The organism is Exiguobacterium sp. s157, assembly GCF_018618205.1.
Lineage (GTDB): Bacteria > Bacillota > Bacilli > Exiguobacteriales > Exiguobacteriaceae > Exiguobacterium > Exiguobacterium chiriqhucha.
The window spans coordinates 600,675-621,952 of sequence record NZ_JACSLQ010000001.1 but is presented as its reverse complement, the minus strand read 5'-3'; the positions used below and the strand labels follow the sequence as shown (position 1 = coordinate 621,952).

Here is a 21,278-nt window from a genome sequence, read left to right as displayed (position 1 = left end):
TGACTTTTTCCTGGATGTATTTTTTTAATCGTATTTGTATTTTTATGCTTTACAATTAATAATCATACATATACACTTAGTCTCATATCTTGAAGGAGGAATTCATACATGAAAAAGTGGGTCATTACAGGGGGATTAGTGGCAAGTGCATTATTAGCAGGATGTAGCCAAGAGACGACGGGCGAAGAAAAAAAGACACTCGTCATGGGGACGAGCGCCGATTACTTCCCGTATGAGTTTGTCGATACGGCAAATGGTGATGAAATCGTCGGATTCGACATCGAAATCGCAGAGACGGTCACGGAACGCCTCGGCTACGAGCTCAAAATTGAAGACATGGACTTCGGCAGCCTGCTCGGCGCGTTGAACGCCGGACGTGTCGACTTCGTCATGGCCGGTATGACGCCGACCGAAGAGCGGAAAGAAAATGCCGCCTTCTCGGACATCTATTTGTCGGCGACGAACTTAGTCATGACGAAAGATGAGTCACTCGAGTCGATTGAAGCGCTCGCCGGCAAGAAAATCGGCGTCCAAACGGCATCGATTCAAGAGAACATCGCCAAAGACCAAGCTCCGGATGCAGAGCTCGTCTCATTGAACAAGATTCCAGAAATCGTTCAAGAGTTGAATACGGGTCGGATTGACGCGATGGTCATCGAGGACACGGTCGCCCAAAAATACTTGGATCAAGATGCCGGACTGTACACGTTCGCCTTGAAAGAAGATGGCGAGAAAGGTTCTGCAGCCGCCTTTAAATTGGAGGATGACCTTCGCGATCAGTTCAACGAGGAGTTGAACAAGATGATCGACTCAGGTGAAATCGACAAACTCGCCAAGAAATGGTTCTCGATGGAGCCGACGGAATGAGACCAGTCTCCCTACCGATTTATCCAATCACCTATCCAGAAGGGTACCGTTTGAATCAAAACGAGAGCCAGTTCCCGGTGCCGTCCCGGTTGTATGACCAACTTGCGACAATCTCGTTCCAAGACTTGCATGAGTATCCGGTCCAACCGATTGACGAGTTGTTCACCCGTTATGCGGCCTACGCCGGTGTTGACCCGAATCAGTTGCTCGTCGGTTGCGGGAGTGACGAGATGATTCATGTCGTCACCCAGGCGCTGTTGGCACCGGAAGACGTCGTCTTGTCACCGAGTCCGGATTTCGCACTCTATCCAATTTTCACGACAATCGCCCATGGCCGGCACGTGCAAGCCGATGACCTTTCTTATGACGCACTCGTCCAGGCGATTACGCAACACGAACCGAAGCTGTTGCTGTTGTCGAATCCAAACAATCCGACCGGTAAATTGTGGAGCGTCGCCGAATTGGCCGAACTCGCAGGACTCGTCCCATATTTAATCGTCGACGAGGCGTATATCGACTTTTCGCCGAACTCGAGCATGGTGGCCCACCTTGATTCATTCACGAACGTGATTGTACTGCGGACGTTATCGAAGGCGTTTGGCTTAGCCAACGTCCGCCTCGGTTTCATGGTCACGACGCCTGAACTCACCGCTTATTTCCGTCAGTTCGTCCCACCGTTCAACATTAGCGGGGTCAGCGCGAAAATCGCCAATGTGTTTTTACAAGATGCTACGTATCTCGACGAGGCCATCTCTTGGCACGCCGACATGCGCGGACAGTGGACCGACTTGTTCGCCACCATCGGCCACGTCCATCCCGCCGAGGCAAACTTCATTTACGTCACGCTCGATGAGCCGGAGGCCGTTTGGGCCCACCTCGCCGCGCATGGGGTTCACACATCGAAACAACCGAACGGGATTCGCATCACGCTCGGCAATCAACAAGCCCTTGCCCTGGCACACGAGGCGCTCAGCATTTACGCAACCCAAACGACGAATTAATCAACAACGCTCCGACTGTTTCCAGTCGGAGCGTTGTTGTCATGGGATGAGTTTGATGACTTTTGCCGGATTACCCCCGACGACGGCACGAGCTGGCACATCTTTCGTCACAATGGCGCCAGAGGCGATGACAGCATCGTCACCGACCGTCACCCCTGGATTCAAGATGGCACCGCCGCCAATCCATACCCGATGTCCGACCGTGACCGGCTTCCCGTATTCAAGACCTGAAATCCGTTCAGTCGGGTCGAGCGGATGCGTCGCCGTATAGACGTGCACACCCGGACCGAGCATGCAATCGTCACCGAATGTGATCGGACAGATGTCGAGGAACACACAGTCAAAGTTAGCGAAGAACCGTTCTCCGAGATGAATGTTATAGCCGTAGTCGCATTTGAATGTCGGCTCCAGATAAAACGAACTCCCGGTCGAGCCGAATAGCTCCGCTAACACAGCTTTTCGGTCGTCGATTTCGTCGATGCCGGAACGATTGAATCGTTCCGTCAAACGCCGGGCCTGACGCCGGTCGGCGACGAGCTCCTCATCCCCTGCCATGTAAAGGTCGCCCCGAATCATCTTTTCTTTTTCTGTCATCTGCTTCTCCCCCTTTTCTTTTTTTAGTATAGAGGAATTTCTGACCAAACGGGGAATAGGAACATGACGAACTAGAGGAGGAATAGACAGATGAAACGAATTCTTGATTGCAGAGCCAGTGATTTCTTGACGTTCAACCGCTCGGATTTGATTGGATCGATTCGGAAAGCCGAGGGGCGGACCGTACTCGCCGAGGTCATCCCGACCGTGCAGCCGCTCTATCCAGAAGTGACGAACGCCGAACTCGCTCGAGCGTTCGGAGCCGATATGATTCTATTGAATATGCTCGACGTATTCCATCCGTACATAAAAGGTCTCGAAAGCCACGCCTTGTTCGGGAACGTACCGGGTGAGACGATGTCTGACAATCCGATTATGGAATTGAAGCGGCTCGTCGGTTTGCCGATCGGGGTCAACCTCGAACCGGTCGACTTCTCCGAAAAGTCAGAGGACATGTATGACGTGAAACAAGGACGTCTCGCGACACGGGAGGCGTTCGCGAGAGCGTCCGAGCTCGGTATCGATTTTATCTGTTTGACCGGCAACCCGAACACCGGGGTGACGAACGAGGCGATCGAGCAAGCCATCATCAACGCCCGCCAAGAGTTCGCTGGCGTCATCATCGCCGGGAAGATGCATCAAGCCGGCGTCGGCCGAGTACTCGACCAAGAGGCCTATGTCCGCTTCGCTGAGGCCGGGGCCGACATCATCTTGATTCCTGCGCCTGGGACGGTCCCAGGCGTCCGCGAAGACGAATTCTATGAAGTCACGCGCGAGATTCAGGCGTTGGATAAACTCGTCGTCGCCGCCATCGGTACGTCACAGGAAGGGTCCGATGAAGCGACAATCCGTGACATCGCCTTGTCCTCGAAGCGGGGTGGGACGGACATCTTCCATATCGGCGACGCCGGCTTGTCCGGAATCGCCACACCGGAGAATATCCAGGCGTTATCGATTGCCATTCGAGGACGGCGCCATACGTATATCCGCATGGCTGCCTCGGTCAACCGCTAATCAAAAGGAACGAAGCCGATAATGAACTGCTCCCCGTCAAGTAGACAGGGCAAATAATGAAAACCGGACTATGCGGCTTGAGACCTGTATTCTACAGGGCTCAAGCCGTTTAGTCGTTTCTGGAAACGATCATGGTTGTAGAACGAGATGTAGGTCTCGATGGCTGATGTAAGTTCGCTGTAGGCCTGGAACTCACGCAGGTAGTACATCTCGACTTTCAAGGTACCCCAAAAACCCTCGATCGGGGCGTTGTCGAGACAACGTCCGACCCGGGACATGCTGTGGGTCAGCCCCGCGTCTTCCACCATGCGTTTGAACCCTCTCGAGGTATATTGGAACCCCCGGTCGCTATGGATCATCGGACTCGCTCCTGAACGGAGCCCCGCGATGGCTGGGATCATCGTCTGGAAGACGAGCGCGTTGTTGTTGGATTTCCCGATGCGATAGGCGATGATCGAGCCGTCATAAAGGTCGATGATCGCGCTCAGATATGCCTTCCTTCCGGCGCCATATTTGAACTCGGTGACGTCGGTGCACCACTTCTCGTCCGGTCGGGACGCGCTGAATTCTCGGTTCATCAGGTTCTCGGCCACATGCTGCGGTGACGACTTCTTGTGCCGTTTTCGCTTCTGGCGGATGACCGAACGGATCTCATGGATGCGCATGAGACGATAGATACGCTTCTCGTTGTATGCCGGCAGGCCATGCTGGCGTCGTCTCCGGTTGACCGTCATGGTGATCCGTCGATAGCCGTAGGTCCCGTTCACCTGGTCGTAGAGGAGGCGGATGTCCTCTAGTAGGCTTAGGTTCTCCTCCTCGCGTACCGAGACGGTACGCTTCAACCATTTATAGTAGGCGGCCCGTGAGACCTGCGCGATCTCGCACAGGAGCACGACCGGGAACGTGTCGGTCGTCGACATTTCCTCGATCGCCATGTAACGCAATTGTAGCCGGATTTGGCTGATCAACCTCTCCTCTCGATCTCCTCTAACTTTTTTAGGAACAGGTTCTCGGCCCGCAGGCGCTCGTTCTCCCGCTCGATCTGTTGGATGCGACGTTCGAGCTTCTCTTCGTTGGTCAGTTCCTCTTCTTGCTTCGTCCGTCCGCGGCGGTCCTCGAGCCCGTGCACGCCGTCGGCGTCATATTTTTTCGTCCAGCCGTAGACCTGGTGGTACGACGCGGCGAATATCTCGGCCGTCCGTTGATAGTTCCGTCCATTGTCCAGGCAATACCTGACGATCTCCATGCGTTCCTCGAATGTGGTCTTTCTCCCTTTTGTCATAGCTCGATCCCTCCCTTTTCTCGAATCTGTTAACTCGCTATGACTAGTATACTTCTTGATCCACCGATATAGAACCGAACGACTACTGATTTGATGTCTGGAGAGGACTTCCACCATGGTGACCCCATCGAGATAGTCACGTACGGCCGCTATTTTCTGTTCCTTTGTGTACAGTTTCCATGTCCTCGACTCCTTCAAGGCGTCGATTCCGCCGGTCTCGAATTTCACTTTCCACACCCGGAGGGTATGCTCAGAGACGTCATGGGCCTCCTCGATTTCCTTCCACGTATATGTTTCTTCTTCCATCATCCGTAGTGCACTCAGTTTTTGTTCGATTGAATGCCGACTTCTCGCCATAAAAAACACTCCCCAATCAGATAAACAGATTTGTTATTTCATCTGTCTACCTATTGGGGAGCATATCATAATGGCTTCGTTCCTTTTTGTGTTACCAGTCGGTGACGTCTCGGCGCGGTTTCGCCGGAGTCGTCGTCCCGTGCCGTTTGGCGAGGAGCGCCTCGACGTCTTGTAATGACACGCCTTTGGCGGCGAGCAAGACGAGCAAGTGGTACAAGAGATCAGCCGACTCTTCGACCAAATCTTCATCGTTCAGCGCCGCGATGACGACCTCGAACGACTCTTCCCCAAACTTCTTGGCAATCTTGTCGACACCTTGGTCGAATAGATAAGACGTATACGACCCTTCTTTCGGTGACGCCTGTCGTTCTTGAATCAACTTCTCTAATTCGTGAATCATCCTTCCACCTCCGTGAAAAAGCAGCTTCGATTTCCCGTATGACACGTCGGCCCATTGGCACGGACCCGGACCAAGAGTGCGTCTTGATCACAATCGACGTGGATGCTTTCGAGCTCGAGCGTATTTCCGCTCGACTCCCCTTTCATCCAGAGTCGCCCTTTCGAACGTGACCAGAACGTGACCGTGTTCGTCTCGAGCGTCTTCTGAATCGCCTCCTCGTTCATGTAGCCTAACATGAGGACGGCGTCGTCCTCTGTCGACACGATGATGGCTGGAATCAATCCGTTTGCGTCGTAACGAACCGCATCGGCAAGTTGTGCTCGCTGCATACGTGTTTCACCTCTTCCACTGTCGTTTTCCGGTCATGCAAAATCGAGGCGAGTAGCGCCGCATCGACCTTCTCGAGCGCGTCGACGACATGATTCGCGTTCCCGGCACCGCCAGAGGCGATAATCGGGATATCGACGGCGTCCCGGAGCAAATCAAGGATTCGCAAATCGTAGCCACTCTGCTTTCCGTCCTGATTCATCGACGTGACGAGCAGTTCACCCGCCCCAAGTGCAGCCACTTGCTTTGCCCAATCGACGGCCCGCAACTCGGTCCGGTTCTTCCCGCCATACGTATAGACGAAGTAATCGTCGTCTTCGAACTTGACGTCGATGGCGATGACGATACATTGTGACCCGAACCGCTCGGCCGCTCGTTTAATCAAATCGGGTGATTCGACGGCGAGCGTGTTGAGCGACACTTTATCGGCCCCGGCTTTTAAGAGCGAGGAAATATCCTCAAGCGACCGAATACCGCCACCAACCGTGAGCGGAATGAACACTTTCCGGGCGACGGCACTGACGACGTCAAGCATCGTCTGGCGGCGTTCCGTACTCGCAGTGATATCTAGAAACACGAGCTCATCCGCACCGGATGCGTCATAATACTTAGCAATCTCGACCGGGTCGCCGATATCCCGGAGTGCCACGAACTCGATTCCTTTGACGACACGACCGTCTTTCACATCAAGACACGGAATAATGCGACGTTTAAGCATGGCGCGCCTCCCACTCGATCAAGTCATCGAGGCTGACTTGTCCGGAGAGTAGTGCCTTCCCGACGACCGCTTCGTCGATACCGGCCGCTTGAAGTGCTTCGACATCAGCCTCGGTCGTCACACCACCCGAAGCGATGAGCGTGACTGAAACAGCCTCACGCAGCGCCTTCATCCGCTCGAGATTCGGTCCGTTCAACTTCCCGTCCGACCCGATGTCCGTATAGAGAATCGTTTTGACACCACGGTCAACGAGCCCTTTAGCGGCATCGATATCTTTTAAGTCGGTCGCTTCTTGCCAGCCGTTGACGGCGACGATACCATCATAGGCATCGAGGGCGACGGCGACACGATCCCCGTACTTCGCGAGCGCCCGGTCCAAGAAATCCGGGTCTGTGAACGCTTTTGTCCCGAGCAAGACACGGTCCGCACCGGTCGCCATGACCGCGTCGAGCGCTTCCTCGGAACGGATGCCCCCGCCGGTCTGAACGAAGAAACCGCACGTTTTGGCAAAGCGGACGACATCGAGATGTCTCGGTTCACCGGCTTTCGCCCCTTCGAGATCAATCAAGTGAAGCATCGGGACGCGCCCTTGCCACTCCTTCAATTTCTCATACGGGTCTCCGTACTGTTCTTCTGTATTGAAATCGCCTTCTGTCAAGCGGACGATTTTTCCGTCAATCAAATCAATGGCCGGTAGTAATCTCACGTTCGACCGCCTCCTTCCATTCTTTCAATAAACTGAGTCCAAACGCGCCGCTCTTCTCCGGGTGGAACTGCATCCCCGTGACGAGCCCTTTTTGCACGATGGCTGGCACGTCTTCCCCCATATAATCGGCAGAAGCGATCACATGGGTCGGGTCGGTCACGACGTGATACGAGTGAACGAAATAGACGTCCTCGTCTCGCAAAATCGAGTTCCATCCGACGTGTGGCAGACGTTTCGCCCGCATCCGCTCGACGCGCCCTTCAATCAAACCGAGCCCTTCCGTCGGCACCCCTTCCGTGCTCGACTCGAATAAGAGCTGCATACCAAGACAAATGCCAAGGAACGGTTTTTCTTGTGCCGACCGTTTCAACAGCGGAATCAGTCCCGTCTCGTTCAGCGATTGCATCGCCTGCGGGAATGCGCCGACGCCCGGAAGCAAGATGGCGTCAGCTGCCTCGATGTCGACAGGATCGTTCGTGATGGTGACGTAACAGCCGATGGCTTGGAGCGCCCGTTCGACATTGAATACGTTGCCCATTCCATAATCGATGACCGCGACCTTCATCCTTCAATCAGTCCTTTCGTCGAAGGCAGTCGATTCGATCCATCTTGCCCGATCGCTTCAGCGAGGGCGCGACCGAACGCTTTGAACAGTCCTTCAATCATATGGTGCGAGTTCGACCCGTAGAGCACCTCAAGATGAAGTGTCAAGCGGGCGTTCATTGCCACGGCCCGGAAAAACTCTTCGGCGAGCTCGGTATCAAAGTCCCCGAGTTTCGGATTTTTGACTTCGGCCCGGTAGACGAGGAACGGACGGCCGGACACGTCGACGACGGCACGCGCGAGCGTCTCATCCATCGGCAAATAACTCGTGCCGTAGCGGCGAATACCGATTTTGTCGCCGAGCGCTTGATTGATCATCTGCCCGAGGGCGATCCCGACGTCTTCGACCGTATGGTGAGCGTCGACCCACGTATCCCCTTCGACATGGACCGTCAAATCGATTTGGCTGTGGAACGCGAACAGTGTCAGCATATGATCAAAGAAGCCGACGCCTGTCTTCACGTCACTTTGTCCCGTCCCGTTCAAATCAAGCTTGAGCTCGATGTTCGTCTCTTTTGTATCTCGTTTCGTCTCAGCTGTTCTCAAGTGAAGTCACCTCTTCTATCGTTTGTTGAAGCAAGTGGTACGCCTCGTCCGTTCCGGCACTGACACGAATCCCGTCTGCGAACGCGCGAACATGTACATCTTTTTCAAGGAAGCGGGCTGCCCAAGCTTCGCTGTCCGGTGTCTCGACGTATAGGAAATTTGCACGGCTCGGTAAGACGTTCCCAATCGGTGCGAGCAACGTCTCAAGCTTTTGTCGCTGCGTTTGATGGAAACTGATTGACTCATCGATATAAGCGGAGTCGTTCAACACGACCGTCGCCACGGCCGCACTCAGCCCACTCACATTGAACGGAGAGCGGAACCGATCAATCTTCTCGATTAAGCGCTCATCGGCGATCATGAAGCCGATGCGCAGATTCGCGAGTCCGAACGCTTTCGATAACGTCCGGAGAATGATGACGTTCGCGTGGTCCGCTAGGCGGTCTTTGAATGAATCTTCCATCGTGAAATCGATATACGCTTCGTCGACGACCAAATACGGGACTTCGCTGGCAATCGTCTCGAGATCATCGAGCGACCACATCTTCCCGGTCGGATTGTTCGGGTTCGATATGAGGACAAGTTTCGGCCGTTCCGCCTCAATCGTTTGCATGATCGCCTCGAACGACAATCCGTCCGCATCCGGCTGCACGAAATTCCCACGGGCGATATGCGTGTAAATGCCATACATCGAAAAGTCTGGAATCGGTGCGGCGACGACGTCGTCGGCATCGAGAATGGCCTGACAGAGAATCGCGAGCAATTCGTCACTGCCACTGCCGACCATGAGTTGCTGCGGGCTCACACCGGCATACGCCGCATAGCTTTGTTTAAGCGCCGTCAACTCGTTGACCGGATAGTGGCTCAAGTCGAGCGGAAGCTCTCGGATAGCCGTCTTCAAGCGCTCTGGGAAGACATATTGGCTTTCGTTTTGATTCAACGCGTGCCCTTTGACCGCATGCGGGACGTAGCGTGGAATCGTCTCATAGTTCAGTCTCATACGTCCTCCAATCGGACCGCCATCGCCCGGGCGTGGCCGTCAAGTTGTTCTTGTTGCGCGATTCGAATCGCGGCACGCGTGATGCGCTCATCGAGTTCTGTCATTTGCAGGAACGTCTGGCGTCGGTAAAAATCATCGACCGAGAGGCCGCTCGAGAAACGGGCCGTCCCGCTTGTCGGCAGGACGTGGTTCGGTCCAGCGATGTAATCCCCAAACGCCTCCGCCGCTTCATGACCGAGGAAGAACGATCCGCCGTGACGGATGGCTTGCATGTAATCTTCCGGGTCGGCGACGGCGAGTTGGACGTGTTCAGCCGCCATCTCGTTCGCATAACGAATCGCCTCAGCCTTCGTCTTCACGAGGACACCTCCGCGCTTCATCGCCTCTATCGCAATGTCACGCCGCGGTAATTCAGCCAATTGTCGTTCTAATTCTTGTCGAATCGCTTCGGCCAATTCGCCAGTCGTGACGAGCGCAAGTGCCGTCGCTTCGACATCGTGTTCGGCTTGGGCGAGCAAATCGGCGGCGACCCATTTTGGGTTGGCCGTCTCATCGGCGATGATGAGCACCTCGGACGGTCCAGCGACCGAATCGATGCCGACGATGTGGGAGACGAGCGATTTTGCTGTCGCGACATAGGCATTCCCAGGCCCAACGATTTTATCGACCGGTTGAATCGTCTCGGTACCGAATGCCAAGGCGGCCACGGCCTGCGCCCCACCGACGAGATAACATTCATCCGCCCCGGCGATTTTTGCCGCAATCAATAACGACAAATCGATGCCGTCTTGTTTCGGTGGCGTCACCATGACGACACGTTTCACACCGGCCACTTTTGCCGGAATGATGTTCATCAACACACTCGACGGATAGACGGCCGTCCCGCCCGGCACGTACACGCCGACCGAGTCGAGCGGCATGAAACGACGTCCAAGCCGGAACATCCCGTCTTCATACACGTCGTCTTGACGTAGCTGGCGTTCATGGAACGTGCGAATACGTTCAGCCGCGAGCGTCAACGCCTCGGTCAGTTCGGCGTATGCGTCAGGTGGCGTAAACGTCGTCAAATCGACCGTTTCGATTTTGTCGACGCCGTCAAATTTTTTCGTGAACGCGAGGAGCGCCTCGTCCCCGTTCGACTCTACGGCCTCGAGGATCGGTTTGACCGCTTCTGCCCAGCTTTCCCGCCGGGCCCGGTTCGTTTCTGTACTCATCGGGCATCCTCCTTGCTCAAGCGACGAATCCACGCCTTCAATTCATCAGGATCGTTGGCGAGAGCCGCCTCACTCGTGATGAACTTGGCGTTCACTGTGAAAATCGTCTCGTATTCTTCAAGGTCATTCGCGCGAAGCGTCGCCCCCGTCTCTACGATATCGACGATGCAATCGGCGAGTCCTGTAAGCGGTGCAAGTTCGACCGATCCGTTCAACGCAATCACTTCGACGTTCTGTCGTTTCGAGGCGAAGTGAGAGATGGCGATATTCGGATATTTGCTCGCGACTTTCAATTTTTTTGTTCCATTCTTCCGTTCTTTCGGTCCGCAGACCGCCATGCGGCAACGGCCGAACGGCAAGTCGACGACTTCCAGCACGCCAGGCGTCTTCTCTCGCAAGATGTCTCCGCCGACGACGCCGACATCAGCCGCGCCGTGCATGACGTATTTGTAGACGTCATCCCCTTTGACGAAGATGAACTCATGCCCGTCGACTTCGACCGTCAGTTCGCGGCCACGCTTTTCAGGCCAAACGGTAAGTCCGACTTGTTCGAAATAGTCTCGGGCCGCTTTTTCAATGCGTCCTTTTGCGATGGCTACTTTCATAAAATCACCTCACCTAACTGTTCTAAATCAAGGGACAGTCCGAACGCCCGACGAGATTGGCCGAAATGTCCGTATAATGAATCATATCGACCACCCGATAGGACGCGTCGTCCGTCGATGCTGCCTGTCACCGTCAATCCTGAATAATAATCAAAATCACCGGTCTGTCCGAAGTCGTACGATACGTTCAAACCGATGGACCGTAAATGTTCGACCGCCCGCTCGACTTCATCGATTGCTGCCGTCAAGCCCGGCTCGGCGACTTCACGTAACTCACCAAGTGCCGAGTCGCCAATCAAGAACGGTAATTTCGCGATTAACGGGTATTGATACGTATCGGCGAGTTCCCGGAGTGACTCCAAATTGCGAAGCGCCAAATATTGGCGGAGCGTCCGCTCAGGGATACCGGCTTCGTCGGCCACGGCGGCGACCAAGGCTGCTGATCCGACTTGAATCCGGAGTCCGTCTTGTGGCAGGACACGCTCGGTCATACTGAGGAACGAGGCAATCAACTCCATATCAGGAGCGTCCCCGTCAATCCATTCGAGACCGAGCTGTTGACGTTCATGCGGCTGTCCCGAATGCTTCGGGGTACGCCGGTAGACGGCACCGGCATATGCAACACGCATCGGCTCATGACCGTCCGCGAGTTTCCGTGCGATTTGTAACGTATAGTCTGGACGCATGACGAGCAACTCTCCGTCATTTCCGAACAGACGATAATAGGCCGACTCATCGAACAAGGCCAAGTCTTGATAGTGCGAATAATATTCTACGAGTGGCGGTTCGATCACGCTGTAGCCGTTCGATTCGGCTCGTTCGAGAAATGATAACATCCACTGCTTCGGACGCAGAACGTCATCCCCTTGCAATTCGTGCCATCCTTCCGGGATGGATCCTTTTGTATTGAACCAAATCATCGATATCACCCTTTATCTTATTATCACTTTACCAAACTAAAGTAGTGTGTTAAATTTATCAAACCAAGCCGGTGCTGTCAACCGGCGAACTCGAAAGGAATGTCGCTTGATGATTGACTTTACCCGTGATGGTCACCTTCACACCCCATTTTGCCCACATGGCTCGACAGACCCGCTCCAGGCGTACGTCGAGCAGGCATTAGCTCGTGGTATCAAGACGCTCACGTTCACCGAACACGCTCCGCTCCCGGCCCGGTTTCAAGATCCGACGCCAGACAAAGACTCGGCGATGGCGTTTGAGTTGCTTCCGGATTATATCGAGGCCGTGCAGTCGTTAAAACGGAAGTATCCCGAACTCGATCTTCGCCTCGGCTTAGAGATCGACTACTTGCCCGGCTATGAGGCTGAGACGTTGGCGTTGCTCGAACCCTTTGCCGACGTATTAGATGAAACGATTTTGTCTCAACACTTTCTACTCGTCGACGGTGAGCTCCTGCCTGTCGACTTCTCGCTCGAGACGTTTCATATCCTCGTCGAACGTGTCGGTTCGTTCGAGGCTGTGATGAAACAATACTATTCGGCGCTCGCTGCCGGCCTCGTATTCCCTTGGGAACGCCTGAAAGTGGACCGCATCGGACATATCGATTTACCAATCAAATATCAGACCAAGTATGTATGGGACCGCTCAAACGTCCTGGCCGAACAGTCGCGCCTGCTCCAGACGATGGCCGCTCGCGGTTTCGGTCTCGACCTCAATACGGCCGGACTGCGCAAGCCTGAATGCGGACAGCCGTATGCCATCGACGTCGCATCTGAGGCGGCCAGACTTGGAATCCCGTTCGTACTCGGTTCGGACGCCCATATCGCCAAAGACGTGGGCGCTGGGTTCGAAACAATACAAAAAAAAGCCACGTTCCTATGAACGTGGCTTTTTCACAGCGATCTAGCTATCTAGATCCCCATTTTCGGTTGTCGATAACGATATGGCGTTCCATTTCTTCATCTATTGACAATAATACCATACTGAATCGGCAATGCAACCTAAAAATGAAAAAAGGATGACGGAATTGTCATCCTTTGCTATTTAGACCGCCATTTCAGCGTATAAATCTTTTAATTCATTCGTAGCCGCCTCATCCATCTGTAACGCCACGAGTTCGACGAATTGAAGTGCTGGATCCTTGTCACCCGACATACGAACGATTTCGGCTGCCGCATCATCGAGCGCGAGCAAGATACCTGATACACCGAGCGTCGGGTAGTAACGGAGCAGCGCGCGGACGTGCTTCATTTCTGAGATATCGTTTCCATTGATTTTAAGTGCTTTGACCGCCAACTCTTTATGCGTTCCAATCGCGAACTTATCTTCCCACACCTCTTCGAGTGTGATCAACGCTTCCACATCATAGGCACCATCAGTGAAACGAACTTGTTTTTCCATGTAACATTTCCCCTCTCGTTAATCTACTTTCATTATAAGAGAGGAACACACTAAAAGTTTGTGAAATGTTGAACATTTTGTGGAATTTTTGTCTCACCTAGTTGTGAACATAAAAAAAGGTCCCTCCGAGGAGAGACAAATAATGGAAGAGTAAAACACCATTGGCAGTACATTAATAATATAACACCGAATGTAAACGTTTACAATGTGTTTTTAAAACTTTTTTCAAGTGGCATATGTACCACGTCAATTCCGCTCTCGCGCATTAAATCGAGACCGTCGCCATGTTCATAACCGACCGCATAGACGACACGAGCGACGCGGGAGGCAATCAAGGCGAGCGAGCAGGCGTGGCACGGCGAATGGGTCACATAAGCCGTCGCCCCGAAAGCGTTCGTCGAATCGGCGGCGAGCTTTCCGATCGCGTTGATTTCAGCATGAATCTCATGTTGTTTCGACCAATTGTGATGATCGTACGGGTCAGAGCATTTGATATAAGTCACACCGTCATGAATGAACGAGACCGGCGTCTCGAGCAAGTCGACCGCATTCGCGGATACGTATTCAGCGCGCTTATAAAATCCATCATCCCGCTTTAAGAAGATTTCATTGCAGTTCGTATGCCCCGGCGGCGTGCCGTTCAGGCCAATCGAAATCGGCTTCTCATCTTTGACGATGACGCAAGCGACACTTTTAGAAGCACACTTCGAATGACGTACCGCCATCATATCGGCAAACTGTAACCACGTCTCGTCCCATAGGTGTTGTTTATCCATTGTTGATCCTCCTCGAAGAAAAGGAAAGTCTGAATGCTCAGACTTTCCCCGTTCAATATCCAGTCTCTTTTGGCAACTCTTTGTTTTTCGAAGCAATCTCGATGACTTTTTCTTTCAACTCGTGCTCCATCCGATCGAGTTCACGTTCCGCCTCACGACGCTTCTGACGTCCCTCTTGTTGAATCCGGAGCGTCTCATCGAGCGTCGAGAGCAAGTTCTCGTGCGCCACTTTAAGCGACTCGACCGAGACGATGCCTTTCTCGTTCTCCGTGGCAATCTCGATTGAAGAGTCTTTCAACATCTTCGAGTTCTGCTCGAGCAACGTATTCGTCGTCTTTGTGACGTCTTGCTGCATCCGGAGCGCCGTCTTTTGCCGCGTCAAGCTGAGCGCGAGCACGACTTGGTTTTTCCAAAGTGGAATCGTATTGACAACCGCCGACTCGATTTTCTCGGCTAGAATCTGGTTGTTCTGCTGGATCACCCGGATTTGCGGGGCCATCTGCAGGCTGATCGTCCGGCTCAGTTTCAAGTCGTGCAACTTCTTCTCGAACCGGTCTGCGAGTTGAATCATGTCGTTCAACTGTTGCAGTTTGACCTGGTCTTTCGACATCTCGACTTCTTGACGAAGCGGGGCAATCTCATAGCTCCGTACGTGATCAAGCTTCGTCTCCCCAGCGGCGATATAGACGTTTAGTTCTTCGAAGTAGCGTTTGTTTTTGTCGTACATTTGATCGAGCATCGTGATATCCTTCATCAAACCGAACTTGGCCCGGTCTAGATTATGGATGACCTCTTCTAAATAGACACTCATCTTTTCAAACTGTAACTTATAGTTCTCGGCTTTCTTTTTGGCCCGGCCGATGAGCGGCAGATTGTCCATGAAGCTCTTCTTCTCCGGCTGCAGCATGTCCGGGTCCATCTTGCGCACATTCTGCATCAAATCGGACAATAGCTTGCCGGCGTCACCGCCATCTTTCATCCGGACCTCAGTCAAGATTTGGTCCGAGAATTGCGACAGTTCACGTTGTACGTTCGAACCGAACAGCATGACGGAATCCGTCTTTTTAATATCAATCGACTCTGCGATGCGCGTGATGCGTTCCCGGTGCGCTTGTGGGACGTCGGCATTTACTTGAATGGCCGGCACCTCATGTTTCTCGGTCATCGCTGACCAGTCCACGGACGGGTCCGAAATCGCATCGGTTTCTGTCTTCGTTTTCGTTTGGGAAGTAAGTTCTTCTTCTGGCCATGACTGCCAGTTCGTTTCATTCGATGAAGTCATGCTTTTTTCTCCCTTCTGGTTGATCGGCCAATACTCTCTCCATCATAATCAACTCTCGTTCAAAATCGACCGCGTCATCTTCGAGGAGACGACTGCGCTGTTGTTTGAACTTGTCGACGATGAGCCGCATATTGGTCATCAACTGTTCACGTGTCTCTTCTTGAATGACGACTCGTTTTCCTTCTAGTTCTTTGAATTTCAATACGACCGACACGAGCGAGTCCAAATAGAACGTGAACAAGTCACGGACATGTTTGGCATCTTGAGGGTTCTCGAACAGCTCAGCGAACAGTTCGTGTGCTTCTTTCGAGACCGCCTTCATCTCACGCCGCACCTCGATGTCTTTAATCTCAGGCAAGACGCGGTCAATCTGTTGTAACTTCTCATAGCCTTGTTCAATCGTCCGCTGTAAAAATTGAAGCTCTAAATCATCTGTCGCTTCAAATTGGCGCACCGGCGCCGCTTCTTCGAGCGGTTTCAAGATGCGTGAACCGACGAACGGTTCGTCCTCGTCGAGCAACAGTTTCTTTTTGGCCCGCTTGGCGACAGGCGCCGGTGCCCGCTTCCTGCGTTTGCTGTTCGACCACACCTCGTTCAACACGAGCGCCCCGACGATGATAAACAACCAAGAGAAATCAAAAACGCTTATGGCAAAATATAGGATTGCCCCGGTCAGGGCCCATTTCATCCATGTTTTCATCCGTTTCACCTCGTCTCATGATACTTCTATTGTACCTTACGTGACCCTTCAAAAAAAGTTTCGTCATCTTTATAAGCTTAGCATAACGTTCCCGCGCGCTCTCTCGGTCGCAAGAACGAAAAGTATGGCCGATGACTGGACAAAAAACCTCCTGATTCGACGAATCAGGAGGTTGCTTCCGTTATAATCTGACCCACGTCGTCACCATGACGACGGCGACCGTCACCGGAATGACGTACCGGATCAAGAAGTGCCAGATCGGGTACAACTTCACACCGATGTCTGACGTTTGAATCTCTTCTTTCAAAATGCGTTGATCGACGATATATCCGACGAAAATCGACGTCAAGAGCGCACCGACCGGCATTAATACGTAGCTGACGATGTAATCCATCGAATCGAAGAACGTGCGACCGTCTAAGAACTGCATCTCGCTCATGACACCGAACGAGAGTGCCGATGGAATCCCGACTGCGAAGACGATGGCCGCTGACAACAGGGTGACGTTTCGCTTCGATATCGTTTGTTTCTTCTCGTTCAACTTGTCCGTCACACCTGCTACGACGACTTCAAGCATCGCAATCGATGATGTGATTGAAGCGAACGTGAACAAGAGGAAGAACAACACCATGAAGAATCCACCAAGCGGTACTTGGTTGAATACGGCCGGCAAGACAACGAAGAGAAGCGCCGGTCCCTCTGCCGGGTCAAGACCCGAAGCGAAGACGGCCGGGAATATCGCGAGGCCTGCGAGTAGCGAGACGGCAATATTCAAGAGAACAATCATGTTCGCTGAACGATTGAGCGTGCCTTTCGTCTGAATGTACGACGCGTACGTCAACATGGCTGCGACACCGAGCGATAGCGAGAAGAACGCTTGACCGAGGGCGAACAAGACCGATTCACCGGTCAAGGCAGAGAAGTCAGGTTGCAAGAAGAAGCGAACCCCTTCCATCGCTCCGTCAAGCGTCAACGAACGGATGACGAGCACGATGAAACTGACGAACAAGAGCGGCATTAAAATCTTGCTCATGCGCTCGATGCCAGCCTCGACACCTTTTAAGACAATCAAGAGCGTAATCAATAAGAACAAGAACTGACCGAACACGGCGATGCCTGGTGACGAAACGACATCTCCGAACACGGCACCGAACTCGTCAGGCGAACGTCCGTTCAATGTCCCGCTCAATCCGAGACCGACATAGATTAAAACCCAACCACCGATGACACTGTAGAATGAGAGCAATAAGAAACATGCGATGACGCCAAGGTAGCCGACGAGTGTCCAACGACGGTGTCCTAATTTTTTGAAAGCGAGCAGTGCCGTCTTTTGTGTCGAGCGTCCGACGATGAATTCACCAATCAATAACGGTAACCCGAGTAAGAGCGTGAACGCTAAAAACATGAGCAAAAAGGCGCCGCCTCCACTTGTGCCGGTGACATACGGAAATTTCCAGATTGCACCGAGACCAATCGCAGACCCTGCGGCCGCTAAGATGAATCCAATTTTTGAGGCGAACGAATTTTGCGCCATTACCATCCCTACTTCCTGTTTTCATATCTTTTTTCATAATAATAGTGAAATACTAACACGGTTCAGAAATGAGAACAACTAAAAACAGAGAAAAGTCTGAATTCTTTTCTCTGTCAGCAATTTTTATCGATTTTTAGTGTGACGGGACAAGAAATGACAACTCGCCCGGCAGGACATCGACGTCCAGCCGTTCCGCCTCGAAGTGCTCTCCATCGACGTCGATGAGTTGAGATTCACTCAAATGGACGGTCAGTTGAGACATCTGTAGATGCACCCATTCCGGAGACGACTGTTCGAGTCCGAACTGTTGGGTCAACAATTGACGAATCATCGGGAAGCCGATGGCGGAACTATGGACGACCTCGACGAGTCCGTCCGTGAACGACTGGGTCGGGAGTTTCGTCGGTACCGTCCCGAGATAAGCCCCGTTCCCTACATATAGGAAGCTGACTGGTCCATCGTGGACGACTTCCCCACCGTGTTCGATGCGAACATCGAACGGATCGAGTTCACGAAACTGCCGGATCGTCGCTAAAAAGTAACCAATCGACCCGAGTGATTCTTTTTGGAGCGGATCGATTTGTCTCGACGCGTCCGCGATCAGGCCGACCCCGATGAAGTTGAGCCCGTACCGTTCGTTGACTCGCATCACATCGACCGATTGTGCGTAACTCATCTTGAACAAACGGGCCGCCTCGATTGGTTCGACCGGTAGCGCGAGGGCACGGGCGAAATCATTACACGTGCCGGCCGGAATCAGACCGATTGTCGGCCGTTCATCTCGCGGAAGCTTCATCAAGCCATTGACGACCTCATGAAGCGTCCCGTCCCCGCCGATGACAATCAAGTGCTCGTAAGCCCCGCTCTCTTCGGCGAAGCGACCGGCGTCTCCTTGCGCGAGCGTCTTCCGAATCAAAATCTCATCGTATAACGATTCAATCGTCCCGACGACCTCACCGAGCATCGTCTCGTTCCCGCCAGACGTGGGATTGGAGATAATCAATGCTCTCATAACAGACCAGCCTGCTCCAAGAAGTCCTTCGCGACGTCGTACGCCCGTTCATTCCCGTACGCGACGCGACGGTTCAATTCAGACATCTCTTCGTCAGTAATTTTACCACCCAATTGGTTGAGGGCATCCTCGATTTCCGGATGTTCATCGAGCGTCTCTTGTTTCACCAACGGAGCTCCTTGGTAAGGTGGGAAGAACTGTTGGTCGTCCTCGAGGACAAGCAATTCGTTCTCGGCGATATCCGGGTCGGTCGCATACGCATCGACGAGGTTGACGTCTCCACGTGCGATGGCACGATAGCGCAACTTTTGTTCCATCGAGACGACCGACGGGAAATCGAGACCATACGCTTGTTGCAGTCCCGGGTATCCGTCTTCACGGTCTGTGAACTCGAGCGTGAATCCGGCCTTAATATCCGATTGAACGTTTCGTAAATCCGAGATGGCGGTGATGTCTTCTTGCTCGGCATAGTCGCGTGGGATCGCGATGGCGTATGTGTTGTTGAACTGCATCGGTTCAAGCAACGCATAGCCGTCATCGGCGAGCGCGTCCCGAGCCTGTTCATACACTTCACGGGCATCGTTCGAGTTCGGTGTCTCTTTCACGAGACTCGCGAGCACCGTTCCTGTGAATTCTGGATAGATGTCGACATCGCCTGATTGTAACGCGCCCCAGACGAACGTCGTCTCTCCGAAGTTTGGACGGACGGATACAGACAAATCAGTCTGATCTTCAATCAACAGCTTATACATATTCATTAAAATCTCAGGCTCTGGCCCGAGTTTCCCCGCGATGACGAGGTCGGTCTGTTGCGTGCGACCGAAGGCTAGCGGGGCCGCGACGATGAGCGCCAACACGGTCGAGACGGCAATCAATTTCGTCTTGTTCCGGGTTGCCGTCGCCCCTTCCATTTGGCGTAGCAAGAAATCGAACAACAAGGCAAGGATGGCGGCCGGGATTGCCCCGAGGAGAATTAAGTAATTGTCGTTTCGGTTGATGCCGAGAAGGATTAACGTCCCGAGCCCACCTGCGCCGACGAGGGCGGCGAGGGTCGCCGTTCCGACAATCAGCACCATCGCCGTTCGAATCCCGGCCATGATGACCGGTAGCGCGAGCGGGAGTTCGACTTTCATCAAACTTTGGTTCGGTTTCATCCCACAAGCCCTGGCCGCTTCGATGAGCGATTTATCGACCTCGTTCAGCCCGGTGAAAGTATTTCGTAAAATCGGGAGCAAGGCATATAGCACGAGGGCAATCGTCGCCGGTAAAGCACCAATCCCGACGAGCGGAATCATAAGACCGAGGAGCGCCAAAGAAGGAATCGTTTGAATGATGGCGGTAACGCCGATGGCGGTCTCGGCCACTTTCTTGCGACGCGTCAACCAAATCCCGAGCGGAACGGCGATTAAGACGGCTATCAAAAGTGATACGACGGAGAGCTGCAAGTGCTCAATCAGCGCCTCGACGAGTTCGCCACGCCGGTTTTGAAATGTCTCAAGCATCTACCTCACCTCTTCCACGTTGTGTAAAGTCGAGGACGAACGGATCCGTACTCGCTCTAATTTCATCTGGAGTACCGATAACGACCAATTCGCCATCACGCATCAAGGCGATGCGATCCCCAAGTTTCATCGCTTCTTGCATGTCATGGGTCACGAACAGAATCGTCTTCCCGAGCTCATCGTTCAAGCGTTTAATATCATCTTGAAGTTGACCTCGGCTAATCGGATCGAGCGCCGAGAACGGTTCATCCATCAAGATGACTTCCGGATCGGCTGCAAGCGCCCGCAGTACGCCGACGCGTTGTTGCTGTCCACCGGATAGTTCCGTCGGCTTTTTCACTCGCAAGACCGGATTCAGCCCTGCAATGTTCATGAGTTCGGTCACGCGGTCCTTCGTCTTCTGTTTAGGCCATTTCAATAATTCGGGAACGACAGAAATATTTTCCTCGACCGTTAAATGAGGGAATAAGGCAATTTGTTGAAGCACATAACCAATGTTGCGTCGCAACTCGTATATATCGAATTGATAAATCTCTTTCCCGTCGATGAGGATTTTTCCATCTGTATGGTCAATCAGTCGATTCACCATCTTCATCGTCGTCGTCTTCCCGCACCCCGATGGCCCGATTAAGACAAAAATCTCTCCTTTACGGACTGTCAAATCCAAGTCTTTGACGGCTAGCGTACCGTCTTCGTAGCGCTTGGACACATTTTGAAATTCTATCAACTCTACCCCTCCTCGCTCGTAACTTTTTCATGAAAGTCAAATATTAGTTTGCCCGTTTCCAACGTTTGTTAAACAATCGGACGTGCTATCTGGTGCGTATGGACACTGCCGGTAAGCAAAATCATGAAGCAAGGCACAAAAAAGGTCCTC

The 21,278-nt window shown here is 53.0% G+C and carries 22 protein-coding genes and 1 pseudogene; 4 read left to right on the top strand and 19 right to left on the bottom strand.

The window, feature by feature from the left end; genetic code table 11:
* Positions 1-108: 108 nt before the first annotated feature.
* Both KNP67_RS03250 and KNP67_RS03245 read left to right on the top strand, forming a co-directional pair.
* Positions 109-867 carry a transporter substrate-binding domain-containing protein gene (locus tag KNP67_RS03250; RefSeq protein WP_021067270.1) on the top strand — a complete coding sequence of 253 codons (759 nt, stop codon included), beginning with the start codon at positions 109-111 and terminating at the stop codon, positions 865-867.
* The gene (locus KNP67_RS03245; protein WP_214755874.1) at positions 864-1,868 is read left to right on the top strand and encodes a pyridoxal phosphate-dependent aminotransferase; all 1,005 of its coding nucleotides are present in this window, start codon (positions 864-866) and stop codon (positions 1,866-1,868) included. Before KNP67_RS03250 ends, KNP67_RS03245 begins: the two co-directional genes overlap by 4 nt.
* A 39-nt stretch (positions 1,869-1,907) precedes the next feature.
* On the opposite strand, the gene KNP67_RS03240 is transcribed toward KNP67_RS03245, so the two are convergent.
* On the bottom strand, positions 1,908-2,462 hold the full coding sequence (locus KNP67_RS03240; protein ID WP_021067267.1) for a maltose acetyltransferase domain-containing protein: 555 nt from the start codon (positions 2,460-2,462) through the stop codon (positions 1,908-1,910).
* A 90-nt stretch (positions 2,463-2,552) separates the two neighbouring features.
* Here KNP67_RS03240 and KNP67_RS03235 point away from each other — a divergent pair, with 90 nt between their 5' ends.
* Entirely contained in the window at positions 2,553-3,476 is a 924-nt protein-coding gene (locus tag KNP67_RS03235) for a DUF7916 family protein (protein ID WP_058763459.1), read from the top strand.
* A 68-nt stretch (positions 3,477-3,544) separates the two neighbouring features.
* Here the strand turns inward: KNP67_RS03235 and KNP67_RS03230 are convergent.
* From KNP67_RS03230 to KNP67_RS03180, 10 genes and pseudogenes are all read right to left on the bottom strand, one after another.
* A protein-coding gene (locus KNP67_RS03230) for an IS3 family transposase (RefSeq protein ID WP_131471677.1) occupies positions 3,545-5,115 on the bottom strand; the annotation gives its coding sequence in 2 pieces (ribosomal slippage) (positions 3,545-4,476 and positions 4,476-5,115; 1,572 coding nt in all).
* Positions 5,116-5,206: 91 nt separating this feature from the next.
* Positions 5,207-5,844 (bottom strand): annotated as a pseudogene (hisIE, locus tag KNP67_RS15640) (bifunctional phosphoribosyl-AMP cyclohydrolase/phosphoribosyl-ATP diphosphatase HisIE).
* Positions 5,793-6,560 (bottom strand): imidazole glycerol phosphate synthase subunit HisF, encoded by a 768-nt coding sequence (gene hisF / locus KNP67_RS03215; RefSeq protein ID WP_021067263.1) that lies wholly within the window; start codon positions 6,558-6,560, stop codon positions 5,793-5,795. Before hisF ends, hisIE begins: the two are co-directional and overlap by 52 nt.
* Positions 6,553-7,266 (bottom strand): 1-(5-phosphoribosyl)-5-[(5-phosphoribosylamino)methylideneamino]imidazole-4-carboxamide isomerase, encoded by a 714-nt coding sequence (gene hisA / locus KNP67_RS03210; RefSeq protein ID WP_021067262.1) that lies wholly within the window; start codon positions 7,264-7,266, stop codon positions 6,553-6,555. The genes hisF and hisA overlap by 8 nt, the downstream gene beginning before the upstream one ends.
* Positions 7,244-7,831, bottom strand: coding sequence for an imidazole glycerol phosphate synthase subunit HisH (gene hisH, locus KNP67_RS03205; RefSeq protein ID WP_021067261.1), 588 nt, complete (start codon positions 7,829-7,831; stop codon positions 7,244-7,246). The genes hisA and hisH overlap by 23 nt, the downstream gene beginning before the upstream one ends.
* On the bottom strand, positions 7,828-8,415 hold the full coding sequence (gene hisB / locus KNP67_RS03200) for an imidazoleglycerol-phosphate dehydratase HisB (protein WP_214755873.1): 588 nt from the start codon (positions 8,413-8,415) through the stop codon (positions 7,828-7,830). The genes hisH and hisB overlap by 4 nt, the downstream gene beginning before the upstream one ends.
* Positions 8,402-9,415 (bottom strand): pyridoxal phosphate-dependent aminotransferase, encoded by a 1,014-nt coding sequence (locus KNP67_RS03195; RefSeq protein ID WP_214755872.1) that lies wholly within the window; start codon positions 9,413-9,415, stop codon positions 8,402-8,404. The genes hisB and KNP67_RS03195 overlap by 14 nt, the downstream gene beginning before the upstream one ends.
* On the bottom strand, positions 9,412-10,629 hold the full coding sequence (gene hisD, locus KNP67_RS03190) for a histidinol dehydrogenase (RefSeq protein WP_214755871.1): 1,218 nt from the start codon (positions 10,627-10,629) through the stop codon (positions 9,412-9,414). Before hisD ends, KNP67_RS03195 begins: the two co-directional genes overlap by 4 nt.
* Positions 10,626-11,234 carry an ATP phosphoribosyltransferase gene (gene hisG, locus KNP67_RS03185; protein WP_214755870.1) on the bottom strand — a complete coding sequence of 203 codons (609 nt, stop codon included), beginning with the start codon at positions 11,232-11,234 and terminating at the stop codon, positions 10,626-10,628. The genes hisD and hisG overlap by 4 nt, the downstream gene beginning before the upstream one ends.
* Positions 11,231-12,154, bottom strand: coding sequence for an ATP phosphoribosyltransferase regulatory subunit (locus tag KNP67_RS03180; RefSeq protein WP_214755869.1), 924 nt, complete (start codon positions 12,152-12,154; stop codon positions 11,231-11,233). Before KNP67_RS03180 ends, hisG begins: the two co-directional genes overlap by 4 nt.
* 109 nt (positions 12,155-12,263) lie before the next feature.
* Between KNP67_RS03180 and hisJ the strand changes: the two genes are divergently transcribed.
* Entirely contained in the window at positions 12,264-13,076 is an 813-nt protein-coding gene (gene hisJ / locus KNP67_RS03175; protein WP_214755865.1) for a histidinol-phosphatase HisJ, read from the top strand.
* A 162-nt stretch (positions 13,077-13,238) separates the two neighbouring features.
* Here hisJ and KNP67_RS03170 read toward each other — a convergent pair whose 3' ends face one another.
* The 8 genes from KNP67_RS03170 to KNP67_RS03135 all read right to left on the bottom strand — a co-directional run bounded on the left by KNP67_RS03170 (position 13,239) and on the right by KNP67_RS03135 (position 21,128).
* On the bottom strand, positions 13,239-13,595 hold the full coding sequence (locus KNP67_RS03170; RefSeq protein ID WP_021067254.1) for a hypothetical protein: 357 nt from the start codon (positions 13,593-13,595) through the stop codon (positions 13,239-13,241).
* 200 nt (positions 13,596-13,795) lie between these two features.
* Positions 13,796-14,371: a deoxycytidylate deaminase gene (locus KNP67_RS03165; protein ID WP_029595628.1), complete on the bottom strand. Its 576-nt coding sequence runs from the start codon at positions 14,369-14,371 to the stop codon at positions 13,796-13,798.
* A gap of 52 nt (positions 14,372-14,423) precedes the next feature.
* Complete coding sequence (locus KNP67_RS03160; protein ID WP_021067252.1) at positions 14,424-15,653, bottom strand: toxic anion resistance protein; 1,230 nt, start codon at positions 15,651-15,653, stop codon at positions 14,424-14,426.
* Positions 15,637-16,353, bottom strand: a complete 717-nt coding sequence (locus tag KNP67_RS03155) for a 5-bromo-4-chloroindolyl phosphate hydrolysis family protein (protein WP_021067251.1) — start codon at positions 16,351-16,353, stop codon at positions 15,637-15,639. Before KNP67_RS03155 ends, KNP67_RS03160 begins: the two co-directional genes overlap by 17 nt.
* 181 nt (positions 16,354-16,534) lie before the next feature.
* Positions 16,535-17,887 (bottom strand): sodium-dependent transporter, encoded by a 1,353-nt coding sequence (locus tag KNP67_RS03150; RefSeq protein WP_214755863.1) that lies wholly within the window; start codon positions 17,885-17,887, stop codon positions 16,535-16,537.
* 133 nt (positions 17,888-18,020) lie between these two features.
* Entirely contained in the window at positions 18,021-18,899 is an 879-nt protein-coding gene (locus KNP67_RS03145; RefSeq protein ID WP_214755861.1) for a diacylglycerol/lipid kinase family protein, read from the bottom strand.
* Positions 18,896-20,401 (bottom strand): ABC transporter permease/substrate-binding protein, encoded by a 1,506-nt coding sequence (locus tag KNP67_RS03140; RefSeq protein ID WP_021067248.1) that lies wholly within the window; start codon positions 20,399-20,401, stop codon positions 18,896-18,898. Before KNP67_RS03140 ends, KNP67_RS03145 begins: the two co-directional genes overlap by 4 nt.
* The gene (locus tag KNP67_RS03135) at positions 20,394-21,128 is read right to left on the bottom strand and encodes an ABC transporter ATP-binding protein (RefSeq protein ID WP_214755859.1); all 735 of its coding nucleotides are present in this window, start codon (positions 21,126-21,128) and stop codon (positions 20,394-20,396) included. Before KNP67_RS03135 ends, KNP67_RS03140 begins: the two co-directional genes overlap by 8 nt.
* Positions 21,129-21,278: the final 150 nt, after the last annotated feature.